The following is a 20105-nucleotide window of genomic DNA, read 5'->3' on the forward strand; positions in this document are numbered from 1 at the left end:
GCTGATGATCGATGTGCTCGTGCTCGACGACGACTTCTACGTGGGCAGGATCCACGCGCAGTATGTCAATGACGTTCCCGGCTTCCGGGCGCTCGATCCGGTCCAGGATCTGCGCACCGCGCGGACCGTGCTCGCCGAGCAGGACGTCGACCTGCTGCTGGCCGACTACGTCCTGCCCGAGGGCACGGGCGTCGAGCTCATTCGCGAGACCGAGGTCGATGCCGCCGTGCTCTCCGCCGTCGCCGATCCGCAGACCGTCCGCTCGGCGCTGCGCGCGGGCGCCCTGACCTACATCGTCAAACCCTTCTCCGCCGAGCACCTCCAGTCCTTCCTACGCCGCTACGCCCGGTATCGCCGCTACTGGGAGCGCGACCGGGTGCAGCAGGCCGATCTCGACCGCCTCCTGCGGACCCTCCACGACGCCTCGTCCTCCGGCACGGGGTCGGCGTCGGGCACACGGTCGTCGACGACGAGCAGGATCCTCGATGCGCTCGAGGCCGCGAAGCAGCCGATGACGGCGGTGGAGATCGCCGAGGCGGTCGGGGCCTCCCGCGCGACCGCACAGCGGCATCTCGCGAAGCTCGCCGAGTCCCGGGCGGTCACTGTCACCCTCCAGTACGGGAGCACGGGCCGCCCCGAACATCTCTACCAGACGGGGTGACCGCCTCGGCGAGGCCGGGGTCAGCGCCCGTGCCCGACACGGCGCCCCGGTCGGACGACGTCGGCGAGGAGGATCCGGTGCGACATCGACGCCGATCTCGCACCGGATCCTCCTCGCTGGGTCGCTGAGCGGGGACAGCGCCCCGGCCTCAGCCGAGTTCGCGCTGCACGTCGTCGACGGCGGCCCGGTCCGCGCGGGAGAAGCGCGAGAGCTGGGTGACGTGGCTCGGTTCGAGTTCGGCGACCGTCGAGACCTGGAGGAGCTTCATCGTCCGTTCGATCTGCTCGCGGAGGATCGCGATCGTCCGGTCGACGCCGGCGCGGCCGCCGGCCATGAGTCCGTAGAGGTAGGCGCGGCCGATGAGCGTGAAGTCCGCGCCGAGGGCGAGGGAGGCGACGATGTCGGCACCGTTGCGGATGCCGGTGTCGATGATGATCTCGACGTCGTCACCGACCTCACGGGCCACCTCTGGGAGGAGTTCGAAGGGCACGGGTGCCCGGTCGAGCTGTCGACCGCCGTGGTTGGACAGGACGATGGCGTCGACGCCGAGGTCGGCCAGCCGCTTCGCATCGGCGACGGTCTGGACGCCCTTGACGGCGAACTTCCCGGGCCACATCCCGCGGATCGTCGCGAGGTCGTCGAAGTCGATCGTCGGATCCATCGCCGAGTCGATGAGCTCGCCGACGGTGCCCCCGGTCTCGGACAGAGAGGCGAACTCGAGCTTCTCGGTCGTGAGGAAGTCCCACCACCACCAGGGCCGCGGGAGTGCGTTGAGGACGGTCTTCGGGGTGAGCTGCGGGGGGATCGAGAAGCCGTTGCGGACGTCGCGCAGCCGGGCCCCGCCGACCGGTGTGTCGACGGTGAAGAAGAGGGAGTCGAATCCGGCCTGCGCGGCGCGTTCGACGAGTCCGTAGGAGATCTCGCGCTGGCGCATGACGTAGAGCTGGAACCAGTTGCGTCCATACGGGTTGGCTGCCCGCACGTCCTCGATCGAGGTCGTGCCGAGCGTCGAGAGCGTGAAGGGGATGCCCGCCTCGCCGGCGGCCGAGGCGCCGGCGATCTCCCCCTCGGTCTGCATGAGCCGGGTGAAGCCGGTGGGGGCGATGCCGAACGGCATGGCCGAGCTGCCGCCGAGGATCTGCGTCGTCGTGTCGACGTGGGAGACGTCGCCCAGGATCGAGGGGTGGAATTCGATGTCCTCGAACGCCTGCACCGAGCGGTCCATCGAGATCTCGCCCTCGGCCGCGCCGTCGGTGTAGTCGAAGGCCGCGGCGGGCGTGCGCCGCTTCGCGATCCTGCGCAGGTCCTCGATCGTCAGCGCCGCGTCGAGGCGGCGCTTCTTCGGGTCGAGTTCGAGCTTCTTGAACTTCATCAGCTCGAAGATCTCCGCGGGCTTGGGGATCTGCCGTTTGACCATGGATGGGACTCCTTCGTTCTGCGAGGTGCCGTGCTCGGGGATGCGCCGGGCGCTGAGAGGGCCGCCGGTCTGACGTATGACATTCATGAGGTCAGACCATTAATCTGAGCATAGGACCGAATGCGGAAGACCGTCAAGGGTGCACGGGTTGCTGTGGTACTGCCGTCGCGAGATGTCGGGCGACGGCGAGCAGGCAGCGAGCGACAAGCGACCGGCGGACAGGCGGCGAGCGCCGAGGAGGGAACGGGATGAGCGAGAAGGCAGCCGGCGGCACGGCAGGTGCGGCGGCCGAGGCCGCGGCGGCGACCCAGAGCCCGGAGTGGAGGCCGGTGACGAGGCCGAGCACCCACGAGCTCGTCATCGACGCGATCGAGGAGCAGATCATGGCCGGTTCGCTCGCCGTCGGCGATCCCCTGCCCGCCGAACGCGAACTCGCCGCCAGCCTCAAGGTCAGCCGGGCGAGCGTGCGCGAGGCGCTGCGGGTGCTCGAGAGCCTCGGCGTCATCCGCTCGAGCGGCGGTTCGGGACGGGGAGCCGGGACATTCATCGCCTCCCTGCCGCGCGAGGCACTCACCCGCTTCCTCCGCCTCCACGTCGCGCTGACGAACTTCAGCGTCGACGAGGTCATCGAGACGCGCATCCAGCTCGAGCGCTCGAGCGCGGCGCTGGCCTCGGCGCAGGCGAGCGATGACGACCTCGCTCGCCTTCACGCGACCCTGGCGATCATGGACACCCCCGGCATCAGTCTCGAGGTGTTCAACGACGCCGACACCGACTTCCACGTCGCCATCGCCCAGGCGACGGGCAACCAGCTCTTCTCCGACCTCACCGGGGCGATCCGCAGCTCACTGCGCCGCCCGATCCTCGCAGCCTTCCGCGCCGTCGACGACCCGGCCGAGCTCATGGCCACCCTGCAGGCCCAGCACCACGCGATCCGCGATGCGATCGCCGCCGGGGACGCCGGCCGCGCCGCGCAGCTGACGGAGGAGCACATCCTCACCGCCGCGCAGGCGCTGCCGACACTCACCGACGGCTGACAGGACGGGACCGCCCAGGACCGCCTCGGCGGGAGCCCGAGCCGGGCTGGTCTGTCACTCCCCCGCGTGCCGGCCGACCACCTCGGCGGTCTCCTCCTCGATCCGCGCCTGTTCGGCCTCCTGCTTCCGGGCGGCCTTCTCGGTTCGACGCGCGGCACCCCGCTCCTTGCGCCGTTCGACGAGGAGGTAGAGCGCGGGGACGAGGATGAGGGTGAGCACCGTCGACGAGGTGAGCCCGCCGATGACGACGACGGCCAGCGGCTGCGAGATGAAGACCCCGCCCCCGGTGAGCCCGAGCGACATCGGGATGAGCGCGAACACGGTCGCCGCCGCCGTCATGAGGATCGGGCGCAGGCGCAGTCGGGTGCCGTGGACGATCGCGTCCTCGAGGCCCATGCCGTGGTCGCGCAGCTTGTTGATGAGGTCGATGAGGACGATCGCGTTCGTCACCACGATGCCGATGAGCATGAGCAGGCCGATGAGCGAGGGGATGCCCAACGGAATGCCCGTGGCGAGGAGAAGGAGCACGGCACCGGTCGCGGCGAAGGGGATCGACACGAGCAGGATGAGCGGTTGGACGAAGCTGCGGAACGTCGCGATCATGACGAGGAAGACGAGGACGATCGCCACGAGCATCGCCCATCCGAGCTGGGCGAAGGACTCGGCCTGTTCGGCGCTGGCACCGCCGACGTCGAAACTCACCCCGGCCGGCAGATCCATCGTCGTCGTCAGCTGCTGGGCGGCCGCGTTGACCGCGTCGAGCTGACCCTCGGCCGGAGTCGCGAAGACCGTGACCTGACGGTTGCCGTCGGCGCGGGTGATCGTCGCCGGCGTCGTCGTCTCCCTGACCTCGGCGACCTCGTCGACGGTGATGGGATCGCCCTTGATGTCGGTGATCGCCTCCTGCTCGTCGGCCAGCCGCTCGTCCTCGGCCTGGGACTGACGCTGCTCGGCCTGACCGTCGATGAGGTCGTCGATGGCCTGATTGGCCTCGCGCAGACCCTTCTCCGCCGCCTCGACGCCCTCACGGGCCTGGTCGATCTGGTCCTGGCGCATCTCACCCGGGCTCTTCGGCGCGGGCGGGTTCTCGACGTCGCGCAGCGCCTGCCTGGCCTCCTCGAGCTGGTCGGCGGCGGTGTCGCGGGCCTCGCGGGCGGCGTCGAGCTGTTCGGCCGCATCGTCCTCGGCCCTGCGCTGGGCGCGCTCGGCCCGAGCGTCGGTCTCCTCCTTGATCCGGTCGGTTGCGTCCTCCTGCGCGTTCTTCGTCTGCACCTCGGTCACGGGCAGTTCGAGCGCACGGATCTCATCGGGTGAGGCGTCGGGGTTCGTCGGCGCGATGAAGATGTCGCGCTCCTCCCCCTCGAGGGTGATTGTGCCCGCCTCGGTGCCGTGGAGAGCGGCGGCGATCGCCTGACCGAGTTCGGCCTGGCTGTAGCCGTAGTCCGCGGCCTTCTGCCGGTCGACGTCGACCTGGATGATCGGCTGGTCGGAGGCGAGGTCGTTGCGGGCGGTCGCCACCCCCGTCGACTCGGCCATCGACGCCGTCACGGCATCCGCGGCCTTGCGCAGGGCGCCGAGGTCGGAGCCCGAGAGCGTGATCTCGACGTCCTCGTTCGCGCCGCCGCCGGCGCCTTGGACCTCGATTTCGCCGGCGTCGTCACCGAGGCCCTCGAGCTGACTGCGGATCCGGGTGATCGCGGCCTGGCCGTCGGAGTCCTCGGCGAGGGTGACGTTGAAGCTGTTCTCGGCCCCCGATTCGGGTCCGTTGACCGTCGACGAGTACGTCTCGACGTCGCCGTCGGCACCGAGGACCTCTTCGACCCGCTTCGCTGCCGCATCGCTGGCCTCGAGGGAGGCACCGGCTGGCAGGGTCTGGGTGACGAAGAGCGAGTTCTGTCCCGCGGAGCCGAGCAGGTCGGTCTTGAGGAAGCTCGCGAGCATCATCGTGACGATGAAGACGACGACGGAGAAGGCGATGGTGCGCCACGGGTGGCGGAGGGCGGCGAGGATCGCGGGCAGTCCGCGCTGCTGGAGACGGTCGATGCGGTCCGAGGCCTCCCCTTCGCCGGGCACGGGACGCGGGGCGGGCACGACCGTGGCGGCGGGGAGGAGCTCCTTGCCCTTCTCGGCGCGCTTGGCGTTCTTCCTCTCGATCTTCGCCTGCCGGCGCTCGGCCCGGCGCTGCGACTTCGCCTCCTGGCGTGCGACCCACGCCTCGTAGCGCTCGTCGGCGGCGGCCTGCCGCTTCGGCGACAGCGGCTTGGGGCTGCGCCGCAGCACCCAGTAGCTGAACACGGGCACGATCGTCAGGGCGACGAGCAGCGAGGCGAGGAGGGCAAGGGTGACGGTGACGGAGAACGGGCGGAAGAGCTGCCCGGCGATGCCGTCGACGAAGGCGATGGGGAGGAAGACGGCGACCGTCGTCAGCGTCGAGGCGGTGATCGCTCCGGCGACCTGCCGGACGGAGGCGACGATGTCCGGGATCGTCAGCTCCGTGGTGCCCTGACGGCGGCGGATGTTCTCGATGACGACGATGGAGTCGTCGACGACGCGGCCGACGGCGATCGTCAGCGCGCCGAGGGTGAGGATGTTAAGGGTGTAGTCGCCGACCATGAGGCCGATCATCGCGATGAGCAGCGACATCGGGATCGAGATCGCGGCGACGACGGTCGAGCGGAACGAGCCGAGGAACGCGAGGATGACGAGGACGGCGAAGAGGAGGCCGAGGCCGCCTTCGACGGAGAGGTCCTTGATCGACTTCTCGATCTCCGGTGCCTGGTCGAAGATCGTCGTGAACTCGACGTCGTCGCCGAGCGTCGACTGCGAGGCGGCGAGGACCTCGGCCACCCGGTTCGAGACCTCGACGACGTTGTCGTCCTGGCCCTTGACGACGGACACGGTCACCGAGTCCTTGCCTCCGGCGCGCGAGAGCGAGGTCTTCTCGACCGCGTCGAGGGAGACGTCGGCGACGTCCTTCAACAGGACAGTGCCGTCGGCGGTGCGGATCGGGGTGTTCTCGATCTGCTCGACAGCGTCGACGGGCGTGCCCACCTCGACGGCCATCGCGGTCTCCCCCTGCGCGCTCTGCCCGGCGGGCACGACGGTGCCCGCCCCCTTGAGCTCGTCGGGCACGGAGGCGGTGACGACGCCCTTGTCGTTGACGTCGTCGGGGCGGAAGGCGATGTTCACCCGCTGCTCGGTCTGTCCGGAGACGTCGACGCTCGCCACGCCCTCAATGGCCTGGAGTTCGGGGACGAGGTCGGTCTCGAGGCGGTCGCCGAGGGTGGCGGGGTCCCCGCCGGAGACGGCGAACATGACGACGGGGAAGTCGTCGATCTGCTGGGAGAGGACCTCCACCTCGGCGTCGGCCGGCAGATTCGCCTTCGCCCCGTCGACGGCGGACCGGACGGAGTCGGCCATCTTCTCCGAGTCCTTGCCGAACGGCCACGTCACGGAGGCCGACATCATCCCCGCCGAGGTGGTCGTCTGCACCGATTCGAGATCGCCGACGGAATCGAGGGCCGTCTCCAGCGGCTTCGTCACTGTCTCCTCGACGACCTCGGGTGAGGCGCCGGGGATCGTCGCCTGCACCGTCGTGCCCGGGAGGTCGACCGACGGCATCGTCTCCTGGTTGAGCGAGGTCGTCGCCACGACGCCGAAGACGGCGATGACGAGGGTGAGCAGTCCGACGATGAGACGGTTCTTCAGACTCATCCTGGTCAGCTGGGACACGGGTTCCTCCGGTTTTCGGGCGCAGGGTGGCGCCGATGGGCTGCGGTGCGGGCGATCGGGGACGACGCGGTCGGGTGCGAGGCGACCGGACGAGGCGACCGGTGCGCAGGTCGAGGGCGGCGTTCGTCGGACGAACGAGTTCAGTCTCTCAGGCTCGGCAGGCGTGGCGCGTCCCCCGAAAGTTGTCATTCGCCTCCCCCTCATGGGGGATGCTCCTCCGGGGAGAGATCCCTTCATGGGAGATGTCGGCGTAGTCTCAGGTGGTGCTCACGGTTCGATCCTAGGGGCGCGCGGTCGGGACCACAGGGGTGTTTTCCCCCGTCTTCGACCTGCGGAAATGCTCCTCCGGCGAGGGGCGACCGGATGGCCGGCCGCCGGGTGGGGGCCGATCAGTCTCCGTCGAATCGAGACCGGACCCGGGCGAGCTCGTCGGCGGTGTCGAAGTCGAGCACGACGCCCGGGTCGACGTCGATGACGATCGGTTCACCCTCGGCGAAGAGGAGCTTCACCGCCTTGTCCGTCGGATCGCCGATCTCCTTGAGGCGCGAGCGCAGCAATCGGCTCGGCCATGCCGCGCAGAGGAACTGAGCCTTGCCGCGGTCGTCGGTGCCGGTCACGGGACGTCCGGTCCGGGCGCACTCCTCGATGAGGTCGGCGATGTGGTTCGCGGTGACCATCGGCATATCGCCGGCGATGACGAGGGTGATGTCGGCGCGCTCGGCTGCCGAGGAAGCATCGGCGACGGCGATCCCCGCCAGCGGCCCGGCGAACTCCGGCCGTTCCCGCACGATCGCAACGGTCTCCGCCTCCTCGGCGTCGAGTCCATCGGCACGTCCGGCCACAACCACCTCGGCGAGGGGATCCGCGTCGCGGACGGTCGCCAGGATGCGGGAGATGACAGTCCGGCCGGCGAGCTCGACCCCGGGTTTGTGCACTCCGGCGAAGCGGCTCGAGCGACCTCCGGTGAGGATGATGGCGCGCAGAGACATAGTGCGATCCTACGTCCCGGCCCGTTCGGGGGTCCTGATCCGTTCGGCGGTCCCGATCCGCCCGACGTCGTTCTGACAGGTTCTCTTGCAGCCTCGGGATCAGTGGCGACGGAAATCGTAGGCCCGCCTCGGCGTGCGTGGGCGATACTGGTGGGGCACCCATCGCCCGCACGTGTGGCGGCCGCTGCCCGCACCTTAGGCGGCCGCTGCCCACCCATTCGGGCGGTCACCGTCCCACCCACCGGGCGGTCACCGTCCCACCCACCGAAGGAGCACGAGAATGACGAAGTTCGACGTGGTCGAGGCCTCCATCGCGACCCTGCGCGAGGCGCTCGAGTCCGGGGAGACCACCTCGGCGGACCTGGTCGACGCCTACCTCGAGCGGATCGCCGCGTACGACGGACCCGACACCGAGACCAAGCTCAACTCCGTCATCGTCGCCAACCCCGAGGCCCGCGCCGAGGCGGTCGCCTCCGACGAGCGGCGCGCCCGCGGGGAGACGCTCGGCCCCCTCGACGGGATCCCGTACACGGCCAAGGACAGCTACATGGTCACCGGGCTCACGGTCGCCTCGGGCTCCCCGGCCTTCGCCGATCTCATCGCCCAGAAGGATGCGTTCACGATCGAGCGGCTGCGCGCGGGCGGGGCGATCTGCCTCGGCCTGACGAACATGCCGCCCATGGCCAACGGCGGCATGCAGCGCGGACTCTACGGCCGCGCCGAGAGCCCCTACAACGCCGACTGGCTGACCAGCGCCTTCGCCTCGGGGTCGTCGAACGGGTCGGGGACGGCGACGACGGCGAGCTTCGGGGCGTTCGGCCTCGGGGAGGAGACCTGGTCCTCGGGTCGGGCGCCGGCCTCGCACAACGCGCTCATCGCCTACACGCCGTCGCGCGGGGTGATCTCGGTGCGCGGGAACTGGCCGCTCGTGCCGACGATGGACGTCGTCGTCCCCCACACCCGCACGATGGCCGACCTCGCCGAAGTCCTCGACGTCATCGTCGCCGACGACGAGCAGACCCGCGGGGACTTCTGGCGGGTGCAGCCGTGGGTGGAGATCCCCGCGGCCTCCGCGGTCCGCCCCGACTCGTATGCCTCGCTGCTGCCCACCGACCGCGCAGCCGCGGAGTCGACGCTTCACGGCAAGCGCCTCGGCGTGCCGACAATGTACATCAACGCCGACCCTGAGGCCGGGACGAACCCGGACGGCGGCATCGGCGGACCCACGGGTGAGCGCGTCGTCACCCGCGATTCGGTCATCGCCCTGTGGGAGGCGGCACGGCGTGACCTCGAGGCCGCCGGCGCCGAGGTCGTCGAGACCGACTTCCCCGTCGTGAGCAACTACGAGGGCGACCGCCCCGGGGCCCCGACGATCGCAACCCGCGGCCTGGTGAGCCCCGAGTACCTGCAGCGGGAGATCGTCGACCTCTCCGCATGGGCGTGGGACGACTTCCTCGGAGCCAACGGGGACCCGAACCTCAGCTCGCTCGCCGAGGTGGACGGGGCCCTCATCTTCCCCCACCCCGAGGGTGCGCTGCCCGACCGCTACACCGGCTTCGACGACGACATCGCCGAATACCCGGCACAGGTGCGGGAGCACCCGTATGCCGCGATGACGGACATCCCGCACCTCGAGGAGGGTGTCCACGGCCTCGAACTCAGCCGGCGGGTCGACCTCGAGGCGTGGATGGATGAGAACGGCCTCGACGCAGTGATCTTCCCCGCGATGGCCGACGTCGGACCCGCCGACATGGACGTCGACGAGGACTCCGCCGACCTCGGCTGGCGCAACGGCACGTGGGTGGCCAACGGCAACCTCGTGCCCAGGCATCTCGGGATCCCGTCGGTGACGGTGCCGATGGGCACGATGGCCGACACCGGCATCCCCGTCGGGCTGACGATCGCGGGCCGCGGCTGGGACGACTCGGCGCTCATCGCCCTCGCCGCCGCCTTCGAGGCCACCGGCGACCGCCGCGAGGTCCCCCCGCGCACCCCGCGTCTCTGACCACCCACGGGCACTGGTCACTTCAGGCAGATCTTCGGGCCGGAACCCTGTCCAGAGTGACCAGCACCCGCCGCGAGGAGGCGGGCGCCCTGCTGCCCCCGTTGCCCTCGACTTGAGGACCCGGAGTGTCGATTATGCGCGCGAAGATCGACACTGCGGGTCCTCAAGTCGCGGGGTCTTCCCTCCCACCTCGGGTGATTCTGAATTCTTCGGGTGAATGGGTGATAGTGCTGGCGCGTTCAGGGCAAGTGGTGCAACAGTGGGGACCATGACAGACCTCTCTGTGCTCGCGGACCGCGCCGCCGCCCTTCTCGACGCCCACCACCAGGCGAAACCCGTCGTCCTGCCCACCGTGTGGGACGCCTGGTCGGCGAACGCCATGGTCGACGCCGGGTTCACCGCCCTGACCGTCGGCTCCCACCCACTCGCCGACTCCCTCGGCTTGGCGGACGGGGAGAACATGCGCCTCGAGGACGCGCTCGCAGGGATCGCCCGGATCACCGCCTCCGTCGACGTCCCCGTCAGCGCCGACCTCGAATCCGGCTATGACACGCCTGCACCCGATCTCATCGCCGGTCTCCTCGAGGCCGGTGCCGTCGGCGTCAACATCGAGGACTCCGTCCACAGCGCCGGTCGTCTCCGCACCGCCGAGGAGCATGCCGAGTACATCGGCGACCTCCGCCGGGCCGCCGACGCCCAGCGCGTCCACGTCGTCATCAACGCCCGCACCGACGTCTTCAAGTCCCCAGAGGGATTCGACGACCCCACCGCCGAGGTGATCCGTCGCCTCCAGCTGTGCGCCGAGGCGGGTGCGGACTCCGTCTACCCCGTCGCGATGCCCGACACCGAGACCCTCAAGCGCGTCGTCGCCGAGGTGCCCCTACCGCTCAACGTCACCGCGAAGCCGGTCGACGGGGCGATTCCCGACGGACTCGGTCTCGCCCAGCTCACCGAGATCGGCGTCAAGCGCGTGTCCTTCGGCCCGCTGCTCCAGGCGGCCCTGCGCCCGCAGTTCGCCGAGGTCACGCGGGCCTGGCACTGATCCCCCACCTCGGCGACGGTGATCCGTCGCCACCCCAGAACGCACCGCCCCTTCAACCACCCGCAGCACCACAACGAGGAGATGCTATGCCTGAGAATGCACGCGAAGGTCAGCCCTGTTGGATCGACTACGTCTGTCAGGACTTCGACGGGATGAAGCGCTTCTATGAGGAGCTCTTCGGCTGGGAGATCGTCGACCAGGGTCCTGACTTCGGTCACTACCATATTGCCCGCAAGGACGGAGTCGACGTCGCCGGGTTCATGCGCGCGATGAACATGGACGGCACCCCGGAGCCGTCGATGCCGACCGCATGGTCGACGTATCTCAACACGAAGAACATTGACCACACCTTCAAGAAGGCCGTCAACGACGGCGCACACGAGGTCGTCGGGCCGATGGCGGTCGGACCGCTCGGGCAGATGGCCGTCGTCGTCGACCCCACGGGGGCACCGATCGGCATGTGGCAGGCGGATGAGTTCACCGGCTTCGAGACTCCGCTCGTTCCTGGTACGCCCGTGTGGTTCGAACTCATGACGACGAACTACGACGCCGCCTGCGAGTTCTACGTCGACGCCTTCGACTTCGAACTCATCGAGATGGAGGGCCAGGACATCAAGTACGCGACGAACGGCGGCAACGAGAAGGCAGTCGCCGGCATCTGCGACGCCAGCCAGTGGGTCTCGAACTCGTACTGGCGCACGTACTTCAACGTCGCCGACGTCGATGCCGCGACGGCGAAGATCGTCGAACTCGGCGGCAAGGTGCTCGACGGGCCCGAGGATTCGGAGTTCGGCCGCATCGCGACCGTCGCCGATCCCGAGGGCGCGACGTTCCAGCTGCACCAGGACCTCTGAGCGAGAAGCCCACAGCACTGGGCTCAGCGCACGCCACAGAGGGCTCAGTGCGCGGTGCTCCCGTTCACCCTCGCATCGCCAGGGCGAACGGGAGCACCGCGGCAGCACCGGCCAGTCGCAGCTGACGGGCGGCGATCGCCATCGTCCACCGGGAGACGATCTCGTCGTCGACGAGGAGGACCGCCTTGCCGGCGACCGCCTCGGCGACCTCAGGGGGAACGACGAACGCGTCATGGAGGTCTTTGACGCGGAAGGCACTGTTGACGTCGGGAGTGCCGTGGTCGTGGACCTGGAGCAGCTCACCGCCGTCGATCAGCCGTCCCGCCGAGGCGAGGTTCGCCGCGAGTGAGCGCACCGTGACCGGGCGCCGCGCGCTCGGGATCGACACGACGACCTCGGGGCGGACCGCCCAGTCCCATTCGCCGAGCACCTGCAGGCACCACTTCCCGATCTGCGACGGAACCTCGGCATCGGGAGCATCGGGGGCGAGGAACTCCCGCAGCACCTGCCCCTGGCCGAGATCGCTCAGGCGCGCGATGACGCGTCCCTCCTCGGCGAGCTCGTCGGCGGGAATCCGGCCCTTGAGGGAGACCCCGATGTTCGCCATCCCCGACGGCCACGTGCTCCGCGCTTCGATCGGCAGCCCGATCCGGTGGAGCGTCCCGGCCGCGTCCTGGCGGCTGGCTTCCGTGATCTCCGTCGACCACCACACCCCGGCGCAGTTGTCGCAGCGTCCGCACGGGCGCGGATCCGGGTCGTCGAGCTGGCGGATGAGGAACTCCATCCGACAGGCACCGGTCGACTCGTAGTCGAGCATCGCCTGCGCCTCGGCGCCGCGCACCTCGGCGACCTTCTCGTAGCGCTCCTGGTCATAGGTCCAGCCTCGGCCGGTGGAGACGTACCCGCCGCGGACCTTCTCGACGGCGTCCTCGACCTCGAGGGTCTTGAGCAGCAGCTGCAGTCGGGTCCGCTTCGTCCCCACGAGCGTCTCCAAGCGGGCGACGGACAGGGGGCCGTCCGCCTCGGCGAGGGCGGTGAGGACGGCGTTCGCATCGGACTGGCTCGGCATCGACGCGGTCGCGAAGTACTCCCAGATCTCCGTGTCCTCGGCCCCGGGCAGGAGGAGGACGTCGGCGGATTCGGTGGCGCGACCGGCGCGACCGACCTGCTGGTAGTAGGCGACGGCCGAGGAGGGCGCGCCGACATGGACGACGAATCCGAGGTCGGGTTTGTCGAATCCCATCCCCAGCGCCGAGGTGGCGATGAGCGCCTTGAGCCGGTTGTCCTTGAGCATCTGCTCGAGTTCGGCCCGCTCCTCTGCGTCCGTCCGCCCCGTGTAGGCGCGCACTTCGTGGCCTTGGTCGCGCAGGATCCGGGTGATGTCCTCGGCCGCGGAGACCGTGAGCGTGTAGACGATGCCCGATCCGGTGAAGTCGCCGAGGTGGGAGGCCAGCCACGCGATCCGCGCGCTGGGGTCGAGGCCGGGTTGGACGCCGAGGCGCAGGGAGTCGCGGGCGAGCTCCCCGCGGACGACGGTCGTGTCGTCACCGAGCTGTTCGGCGACGTCGGTGACGACGCGGGAGTTCGCCGTCGCCGTCGTCGCGAGCACAGGGGTGTCCCCGAGGAGCTCTGAGAGGATGTGGCCGATCCGTCGATAGTCGGGGCGGAAGTCGTGCCCCCAGTCGGAGATGCAGTGGGCTTCGTCGACGACGATGAGGCCGAGGAAGCGCATGAGCTGGGGCAGCACCTCGTCGCGGAACTGCGGGTTGTTCAGCCGTTCCGGGGAGATGAGGAGGACGTCGAGGCTGCCGGCGCGCAGTTCGTCGAGGACGTCGTCCCATTCGGTGACGTTCGAGGAATTCAGCGTCGCCGCCCGGACCCCGGCCCGCTCGGCGGCGGCGATCTGGTCGCGCATGAGGGCGAGCAGCGGGGAGATGATGAGACTCGGACCCCCGCCGGCGGCACGGAGGAGGCGGGTGGCGACGAAGTAGACGGCGGACTTGCCCCAGCCGGTGCGTTGGACGACGAGGACGCGCCTGCGGCCGACGACGAGGTCGCGGATCGCCTCGAGCTGACCGTCGCGGAACTCGGCGTTCGGGTTGCCCGTGAGTTCGGCGAGCACGGTCCGTGCGTCGGCGTCGAAGTCGGTGAGCAGGCTGTTCTCCGTCATGCGCCCAGTCTAGGCGGGGGCACTGACACGGCCCCCGCCTCGGCGCTTCCGGGCCGGGAACGCCGGACTTCGGGCGACGGGGGGACTCTCACCGGAGGGCGACGTTGACTCCGAGGGTGGCGAGGACTCCGAAGAGCACGCCCCAGAGGATGATCGAGATGATCTGCCAGACGGCGACGGTGTTGCGATTCGCTCCGAAGCTCACCATCGCCATCGAGGTGATCTGCGAGGGCAGGACGGTCTGGCCGAGCAGGGAGACCCCGGGGACGCCGAACCGGTCGAACATGCGCTTGATGCGCTGCCGCCTCGGCGAGGTCTCCTTCTCCCGGTTCTTCGTCGCCTTGTCGCGAAGGGCTCCGGCACCGTAGACGAACGCGAGCATCGAGATGACGTTGCCGATGACGGCGACGAGGATCGCGACGACCGGACCCAGTCCGATCGCGACCCCGATGACAGAACCGAAGTACGACTCGACGAACGGGATCGCCGAGACGATCATCACCCCCAGCCACTGCAGCCAGTCGGGGAACGAGTCGGCGAAGCTCTGGATGTTCTCGATCATGGTGAAGCTCCCATCTGTGCGGTTCCGCATCTGCGGCGCGGTCGGTCGAATCGTCTGTAGTACGCTGTACTAGTACACTGTACTATACATAGGATGAGCGGAGCGACGACGCCGTGGAGAGGAGAGCCGATGTCCCGACGCGATGAGATCATCGAGGCGGCGATCCGCCTCGCGGAGTCCGCTCCGCCTGGCGAGGCGAAACTGAGCGTGCGCACGATCGCCAAGGAGGCGGGCATCGGAGCCTCGACCCTGCGGCACTACTTCCCCACCCAGAACGCCCTCTACCAGGAGGTCGCACGGCGCTCGATGCAGACGGTCGTCCAGGACTTCGCGATCACCGACTCGAGCATCGATCCCGCCGAGCGCCTCTACGAGGTCTGCGCGCAGTTCCTCATCAACGACGAACTCAGGGACATCCAGCTCGAGACGTGGTTCAAGATGCACCTCAACGCGCTCGGGCCCGATCCCCGCGAAGGGTCCCACGAACTCCTTCGATACGGCCACGAGATCACCTACGACAGCCTTCACCGCTGGCTGGGCATCCTCGCCGACGAAGGGCACATCGACCCCGCCGAGGTGGCCCCGAGTGCGACGCTCCTCTTCACCGCCATCGACGGCATGGCCCTGCACTCGATCATCACGCCCGAACGCATGACCGTCGAGACCGTCCATGACACCGTCAGGTGGACGATCGCCAAGATCCTCGACTGACGCTGTCCCCCGCCGAGGCGGGGCGGCCGTCGGCCGGTCATGCGTGGTCCACGATTGGTCGGATGCGGTTCCCCGCCGAGGCGACCGACCCCGCAACACATGTGGGGCGGCCCTCCCTCACCGCATGTGCGCGGCGGCCCTCGTGAGCGCCTCGGTGAGGCGGGAGAGCTTGTCCGAGGCGAGCTTCCAGTGGTGCCAGTAGAGGGGGACGTCGACGCTCGGATCCGCAGTGATCGGGACGAGTTCGGCGTCGATGTCGGCAAGCTGGAGGACGGGGATCATCCCCCAGCCGACGCCGGCGACGACGGCGGTCGCGAATTCGGTCGAGCTCGGCACGACCGACATCGGCGGCACCTGCCTGATGCCGTTGCGTTTGAGGAAGGCGAGCTGGAGGTCGTCGTCCCTGCCGAAGTTGACCATGGGCAGGGACGCGAGGTCCACCTCGGCGAAGGGACCTGACGACCCCTCGCGCTGCGTCCAGCCGTGCCTGTCGAGGAGTGCGGGAGCGGCGACGGCGACGTAGCGCATCGCGCCGAGTCGCTGGACGCGCGTGCCGTACGTGCGCGCCCCGGTCGAGGCGATCGCGCCGAGCACCTCACCGGAGGTGAGCAGCGGCATGACCTTGTCCTGGTCGGCGACATCGAGGCGGATGACGACATCGTCCCAGGCGGCCACCTCGGCGAAGACAGGACGGAACCACGTCGCCAGGGAATCGGCGTTGAGCCCGATCCGCAGCACTGTCGGCTCGCGCAGGACGCCGGGCGCCCGCGGGTCGGCGTCGGCGGCGATCCCGTGGAGGCGGTCCATGGCCTCGGATTCGAGGAGCTCGACCTGGCGGGCGTACCGGAGGACCGCGGTGCCCGCCTCGGTGACGGTGATGGGATTCGTCCGCCGGATGAGGACCTGGCCGAGGCGGGACTCGAGGGCCCGGATGCGCTGACTCGCCGCCGAGGGAGTGATCCGAAGGACGAATGCGGCCCCTTCGACGGTGCCTTCGTCGACGGCGGCGGCGAGGGCGCGGACATGCTCGATGTTCATGAAGCTATTCTGCATCAAGTGCAGATAAACTTGCTTTTCTTCACATGGAGAGCGTCCTAGTCTGGCATCATGCTCACCCATCTCCTCACCGGTCTCCTCGCGGGCTGGTCGCTCATCATCGCAGTCGGGCCGCAGAATGCGCTCGTGCTCCGACAGGGGATCCGGCGCGAGCACCTCGGCGCCGTGCTCACGATCTGCATCGTCGCCGACATCCTCCTCATCGGCGCCGGCGCGGTGGGGATCGGGGCGATCGTCCTCCTCGCCCCCTGGGCGCTCGAGGTCCTCCGGTGGCTCGGGGTCGCGTACCTGCTGTGGTTCGCGTTCACGAGCCTGCGCTCGGCGCGGAAGGCCGGTGGGCTCAAGGCCGATGCCGAGGCGCGGAGTCTGCGCGGAGTCATCGCCACGACGCTCGCGCTGACGTTCCTCAACCCCGGCGTCTACCTCGACACCGTCGTCATGCTCGGCAATCTCGCCAACCAGCAGGGTCCCGGCGGGGTGCTGCCGTTCACTCTGGGCGCGATGCTCGGGTCGGTGACGTGGTTCCTCGGCATCGGGCTCGGCGCTCGGTCGGCCTCGACCCACCTCGCCCGTCCCCGGGTGTGGCAGGTCCTCGACGTCGTCATCGCCGTCGTCCTCGTCATCCTCGCCGTGCGGCTCGCACTCGGGTAGGGGCGGTGGTCCCTCGCCGTGCGGCTGGCGCTCGGGTAGGGGCGGGACCCCGCCGAGGTGGGATGGCGGCGCGGGGTCGCTCCCGAGGAGGATCCGGTGCGAATCGGCGTCGCTTTTCGAACCGGATCCGCCTCCGGAAGACACCTGCCGCTTTGCCAGCCGGGCGCCGAGGCGCCGAGGTGGGGGCCGTGTCAGTCCTCGACGCTAACCTCGGTGTCATGGATCCCCGAGTCGGTCTCCCCCTGCGGTCGGTCGCCGCCCATGCCCACTCCCCGCCGGACCTGCCGGCCTGGTTGGCGGCCATTCCCGCGGTGCGCGATCTGCTTGGCGGCTTCGAGTTCGAGGCGACGACTATCCTCGTCGGTGAGAACGGGTCGGGGAAGTCGACGATCATCGAGGCGATCGCGACGGCACTCGACCTCCCCCACGGCGGCGGCACCGCGTGGGAGGTGCGCGAGCACGCCGAGGAGGCTCCCGCGCTCACCGAGCATCTGCAGGTCGTCAAAGGCGCGACGACCAACCGCACCGGATTCTTCCTCCGCGCGGAGACGATGCACGAGAGCATGGCCCACCTCATGGAAATCGGCGCGATGCGCGGATACGAGATGGCGCGTCGGTCTCACGGAGAGATGTTCGTCGACCTGCTCACCGGCAGATTCACTGAATTCGGCCTGTGGATCCTCGACGAGCCCGAGAGCGCACTCTCCTTCACAGCGTCGCTCACCCTCCTGCAGCTCATCCGCGAGCGCGAACGCGCCGGGTTGCAAACGGTCATGGCGACACACTCCCCCGTGCTCGCGAGCGCCGAGGGGGCCCGCGTCGTCGAGCTCGGCGAGTGGGGAATCCGGGACTCGACGTGGGACGACCTCGACATGGTCGCCCATTGGCGGCGATTCCTCGACGACCCGCGGCGCTACACCCGATACTTCGACGAGGAGTGAGGTGTCACGGAACCGGGTGAGGCTGAGCCTGGCGACGGTTCCGCGCCGCCATGCGCCTAGAGCGACAGGCTCGGGTGGAGCTGCGTGAGCGTCACCATGCGCTTGCGGCTGCACACGAGCACGGTTGCGAGCAGACAGATCACCGTCATGAGCAGCAGCACTCCAGCCGCCTGCACGGCGATGAACAGGTCGCCGCCGGCGATGAGCGTGCGCAGACCGGTCACCGCGTACGTCATCGGCAGGAACGGCGAGATGATCTGGAAGATCTCCGGCGCGGTCTGCACCGGATAGGTGCCTCCTGCCGAGGCGATCTGGATCATCAGCAGGACAAGCGCGATGAGCCTGCCGACGCCTCCGAGTGCGGCCACGCACAGCTGATGGACCGAGTGGAAGCATGCGGCGACGAGGATGGAGAAGACCAGGGTCCCCAGCCACGCGCCGGCGGAGAAGTCGAGGGCGAACCAGAGCACACCGTAGAGCACCGCGACCTGGGCGATGCCGAAGAGCAGTCCCGGCACGTATCCCGCCCACGCGATCCGGTTCGACTTCGCCGTCGAGGCGAGCGCACGGTAAGGGATGGCGTTGAGCACCATATAGGTGATCATGCCGCCGATCCACAGTGCCAGCGAGATGAAGAAGGCGGCAAGTCCTTCCCCGTAGGTGCTCACGGCGTTGTTCTTCACCTTCTCCGCGTCGACGGGGACGGCGACGACGTCGGAGCGCTTCTCCCGATCGTCCTTGTCATACGTCGGGATCTGCTTGACGCCCTCGGCGAGTTTGTCGGAGAGCTCACCCGAGCCCTCGTCGAGCTTGCCCGCGCCCTCATCGAGGTCAGTGGCCCCCTTGGCCAGCTGCGATGAGCCGTCCTTGAGCTGGCCGACGCCGTCCTTCGCCTTCGCCGTGCCGTCCTTGAGGGCGACGGCACCGTCATGGAGGTCGCCTGCGCCCTTCGCGAGGTCGTTCGCGCCCTTGTCGAGCTTGACCAGTCCTGAGTGGAGGTCGTTCGCCCCGTCGGCGACCTGCTGGGCGCCGTCGTCGAGCTGACCGATCTTCTTGTCGGCCTCGCGGATCTTGTCCATGACATCGTCGACGGCGTTCTTGACCGGCTTCTCGAGTCCCCGCGCTTCGTCGGCGGCCTTCGAGGCCCGCTCATGCGCCGAGTCGAGGTCGTCACCGAGGGCACCGACCTCCTCGGCGAGCTTCTCGACGTTCGGGTCGTCCGGGTAGTCCCTCTGCAGCTGTTCGATCCGATCGTCGACGCTGCCGCTGACCTTCGAGTGCGCGGAGTCGAGGTCCTCTTCGGCCTGGTCGAGCTTCGGCCGTGCGCTCTCGGTGAGGTCATCGGCCTTCTTCTTCAGGCTCTCGGCCTTGTCGGTCGCGCCATCGGCGACGTCGCGCAGCTGCCCGGTGCCCTCGGCGACCTGACCGGCTCCCTTCGCGAGCTTCTTCGCACCGGATTCGGCATCGCCGGTGCCCTTCGCGAGCGTGTCCGCGCCGGTCGCGAGGTCACCGCTGCCCTTGGCGAGCTTCCCTGCCCCGTCGTCGAGGTCGCCGATGCCCTTCTGCAGATCCCCGACGCCCTTGTCGAGGTCGTGGGCGCCCTTTGCGAGCTTGCCCGATCCGTCATGGAGTTCGACGGCACCGTCGTGGAGGTCGGAGGCGCCGTCGGCTGCCTTCTGAATCGACGAGTGGATGTCATTGAAGCCGACGTAGACCTGGGAGACGTACTCCGAGGTCGTCGTCTCGTTGAGACCCGCCTTGATCTCGGCGAGCACGGTGCCGGAGAGCTGACCGACGATGAAGCTGTGCGCATCGTCGGTGCGCAGCTCGAGCCCCGCCTGCTCCGGATCGTCGCCGCCGGTGGAGACGAGGCGCTTGGAGAAGTTCGAGGGGATCTCGAGGATCGCGAAGTACTTGCCCTCGGCGAGGCCGTCCTTGGCCTCCTGCGCGGACGTCTCCTGCCAGTCGAAGCCGCCCTCGCCTTTCGGGGTGATCTTGTCGACGAGTTCGTCGCCGGCATTGAGCCGCTCGCCATCGGAGTTCGGCTTCTCGGCGCCGGTGTCCTCGTTGACCACGGCCGCCTGCAGGCGGTCGAGGTGGTTGGTGGGGTCCCAGTTCGAGGCGAGGTAGAGGCCGCCGTAGATCGCGGGGATGACGGCGACGACGATCATCGCCAGGCGCGTGATCGTGTGTCGTTTGAACCGTGTGAGCTCGAGCCATGGAAGAGAGAACATCGAAGAATCACCTTCAAGAGAATCCGTGTGCCGTCGGTGCTTC

15 protein-coding genes are annotated in these 20105 nt (G+C 69.1%); 8 read left to right on the forward strand and 7 right to left on the reverse strand.

Annotated features, from left to right (window positions below; all coding sequences use genetic code 11):
- The first annotated feature begins 4 nt into the window (after window positions 1–4).
- A complete protein-coding gene (locus tag AC0VYB_RS16040; protein ID WP_009378928.1) occupies window positions 5–661 on the forward strand; it encodes a response regulator in 657 nt (218 codons plus the stop codon).
- Between the two features lie 148 nt (window positions 662–809).
- Here AC0VYB_RS16040 and AC0VYB_RS16045 read toward each other — a convergent pair whose 3' ends face one another.
- Window positions 810–2078, reverse strand: coding sequence for an alpha-hydroxy acid oxidase (locus AC0VYB_RS16045; protein ID WP_009378927.1), 1269 nt, complete (start codon window positions 2076–2078; stop codon window positions 810–812).
- A 248-nt stretch (window positions 2079–2326) separates the two neighbouring features.
- Here AC0VYB_RS16045 and AC0VYB_RS16050 point away from each other — a divergent pair, with 248 nt between their 5' ends.
- Window positions 2327–3115 carry a FadR/GntR family transcriptional regulator gene (locus AC0VYB_RS16050; RefSeq protein ID WP_009378926.1) on the forward strand — a complete coding sequence of 263 codons (789 nt, stop codon included), beginning with the start codon at window positions 2327–2329 and terminating at the stop codon, window positions 3113–3115.
- A 54-nt stretch (window positions 3116–3169) separates the two neighbouring features.
- On the opposite strand, the gene AC0VYB_RS16055 is transcribed toward AC0VYB_RS16050, so the two are convergent.
- Window positions 3170–6829, reverse strand: coding sequence for an efflux RND transporter permease subunit (locus AC0VYB_RS16055; RefSeq protein ID WP_009378925.1), 3660 nt, complete (start codon window positions 6827–6829; stop codon window positions 3170–3172).
- 407 nt (window positions 6830–7236) lie between these two features.
- Window positions 7237–7836: a molybdenum cofactor guanylyltransferase gene (gene mobA, locus AC0VYB_RS16060; RefSeq protein WP_009378921.1), complete on the reverse strand. Its 600-nt coding sequence runs from the start codon at window positions 7834–7836 to the stop codon at window positions 7237–7239.
- Between the two features lie 280 nt (window positions 7837–8116).
- Between mobA and AC0VYB_RS16065 the strand changes: the two genes are divergently transcribed.
- The 3 genes from AC0VYB_RS16065 to AC0VYB_RS16075 all read left to right on the forward strand — a co-directional run bounded on the left by AC0VYB_RS16065 (window position 8117) and on the right by AC0VYB_RS16075 (window position 11737).
- Window positions 8117–9841, forward strand: a complete 1725-nt coding sequence (locus AC0VYB_RS16065; protein WP_009378920.1) for an amidase — start codon at window positions 8117–8119, stop codon at window positions 9839–9841.
- A 268-nt stretch (window positions 9842–10109) separates the two neighbouring features.
- Window positions 10110–10883 (forward strand): isocitrate lyase/PEP mutase family protein, encoded by a 774-nt coding sequence (locus AC0VYB_RS16070; RefSeq protein WP_475384843.1) that lies wholly within the window; start codon window positions 10110–10112, stop codon window positions 10881–10883.
- 86 nt (window positions 10884–10969) lie between these two features.
- Window positions 10970–11737, forward strand: a complete 768-nt coding sequence (locus AC0VYB_RS16075) for a VOC family protein (RefSeq protein ID WP_009378918.1) — start codon at window positions 10970–10972, stop codon at window positions 11735–11737.
- Window positions 11738–11801: 64 nt separating this feature from the next.
- Here AC0VYB_RS16075 and AC0VYB_RS16080 read toward each other — a convergent pair whose 3' ends face one another.
- Window positions 11802–13907, reverse strand: a complete 2106-nt coding sequence (locus tag AC0VYB_RS16080; protein ID WP_475384844.1) for a RecQ family ATP-dependent DNA helicase — start codon at window positions 13905–13907, stop codon at window positions 11802–11804.
- An 88-nt stretch (window positions 13908–13995) separates the two neighbouring features.
- Entirely contained in the window at window positions 13996–14469 is a 474-nt protein-coding gene (locus tag AC0VYB_RS16085) for a hypothetical protein (protein ID WP_009378912.1), read from the reverse strand.
- A gap of 129 nt (window positions 14470–14598) precedes the next feature.
- On the opposite strand from AC0VYB_RS16085, the gene AC0VYB_RS16090 reads away from it, so the two are divergent.
- Window positions 14599–15180: a TetR/AcrR family transcriptional regulator gene (locus AC0VYB_RS16090; protein ID WP_063249679.1), complete on the forward strand. Its 582-nt coding sequence runs from the start codon at window positions 14599–14601 to the stop codon at window positions 15178–15180.
- A 117-nt stretch (window positions 15181–15297) separates the two neighbouring features.
- On the opposite strand, the gene AC0VYB_RS16095 is transcribed toward AC0VYB_RS16090, so the two are convergent.
- Window positions 15298–16218 (reverse strand): ArgP/LysG family DNA-binding transcriptional regulator, encoded by a 921-nt coding sequence (locus tag AC0VYB_RS16095; protein WP_009378909.1) that lies wholly within the window; start codon window positions 16216–16218, stop codon window positions 15298–15300.
- Window positions 16219–16287: 69 nt separating this feature from the next.
- On the opposite strand from AC0VYB_RS16095, the gene AC0VYB_RS16100 reads away from it, so the two are divergent.
- The gene (locus tag AC0VYB_RS16100) at window positions 16288–16887 is read left to right on the forward strand and encodes a LysE/ArgO family amino acid transporter (RefSeq protein WP_063249677.1); all 600 of its coding nucleotides are present in this window, start codon (window positions 16288–16290) and stop codon (window positions 16885–16887) included.
- Window positions 16888–17105: 218 nt separating this feature from the next.
- A complete protein-coding gene (locus tag AC0VYB_RS16105; RefSeq protein WP_063249700.1) occupies window positions 17106–17828 on the forward strand; it encodes an AAA family ATPase in 723 nt (240 codons plus the stop codon).
- Between the two features lie 56 nt (window positions 17829–17884).
- Here AC0VYB_RS16105 and AC0VYB_RS16110 read toward each other — a convergent pair whose 3' ends face one another.
- On the reverse strand, window positions 17885–20062 hold the full coding sequence (locus tag AC0VYB_RS16110; protein ID WP_095375467.1) for a YhgE/Pip domain-containing protein: 2178 nt from the start codon (window positions 20060–20062) through the stop codon (window positions 17885–17887).
- Window positions 20063–20105: the final 43 nt, after the last annotated feature.

The sequence above is a fragment of the Brevibacterium sp. Z349TD_9 genome (assembly GCF_056173565.1).

What these genes read in the sequence shown, in the direction of transcription:
- AC0VYB_RS16110 (WP_095375467.1), bottom strand. Translation starts at nt 20,062, where the DNA reads ATGTTCTCTCTTCCATGGCTCGAGCTCACACGGTTCAAACGACACACG.
- AC0VYB_RS16105 (WP_063249700.1), top strand. Translation starts at nt 17,106, where the DNA reads ATGGATCCCCGAGTCGGTCTCCCCCTGCGGTCGGTCGCCGCCCATGCC.
- AC0VYB_RS16040 (WP_009378928.1), top strand. Translation starts at nt 5, where the DNA reads ATGATCGATGTGCTCGTGCTCGACGACGACTTCTACGTGGGCAGGATC.
- mobA (WP_009378921.1), bottom strand. Translation starts at nt 7,836, where the DNA reads ATGTCTCTGCGCGCCATCATCCTCACCGGAGGTCGCTCGAGCCGCTTC.
- AC0VYB_RS16055 (WP_009378925.1), bottom strand. Translation starts at nt 6,829, where the DNA reads ATGAGTCTGAAGAACCGTCTCATCGTCGGACTGCTCACCCTCGTCATC.
- AC0VYB_RS16050 (WP_009378926.1), top strand. Translation starts at nt 2,327, where the DNA reads ATGAGCGAGAAGGCAGCCGGCGGCACGGCAGGTGCGGCGGCCGAGGCC.
- AC0VYB_RS16070 (WP_475384843.1), top strand. Translation starts at nt 10,110, where the DNA reads ATGACAGACCTCTCTGTGCTCGCGGACCGCGCCGCCGCCCTTCTCGAC.
- AC0VYB_RS16080 (WP_475384844.1), bottom strand. Translation starts at nt 13,907, where the DNA reads ATGACGGAGAACAGCCTGCTCACCGACTTCGACGCCGACGCACGGACC.
- AC0VYB_RS16045 (WP_009378927.1), bottom strand. Translation starts at nt 2,078, where the DNA reads ATGGTCAAACGGCAGATCCCCAAGCCCGCGGAGATCTTCGAGCTGATG.
- AC0VYB_RS16095 (WP_009378909.1), bottom strand. Translation starts at nt 16,218, where the DNA reads ATGAACATCGAGCATGTCCGCGCCCTCGCCGCCGCCGTCGACGAAGGC.
- AC0VYB_RS16085 (WP_009378912.1), bottom strand. Translation starts at nt 14,469, where the DNA reads ATGATCGAGAACATCCAGAGCTTCGCCGACTCGTTCCCCGACTGGCTG.
- AC0VYB_RS16100 (WP_063249677.1), top strand. Translation starts at nt 16,288, where the DNA reads ATGCTCACCCATCTCCTCACCGGTCTCCTCGCGGGCTGGTCGCTCATC.
- AC0VYB_RS16075 (WP_009378918.1), top strand. Translation starts at nt 10,970, where the DNA reads ATGCCTGAGAATGCACGCGAAGGTCAGCCCTGTTGGATCGACTACGTC.
- AC0VYB_RS16090 (WP_063249679.1), top strand. Translation starts at nt 14,599, where the DNA reads ATGTCCCGACGCGATGAGATCATCGAGGCGGCGATCCGCCTCGCGGAG.
- AC0VYB_RS16065 (WP_009378920.1), top strand. Translation starts at nt 8,117, where the DNA reads ATGACGAAGTTCGACGTGGTCGAGGCCTCCATCGCGACCCTGCGCGAG.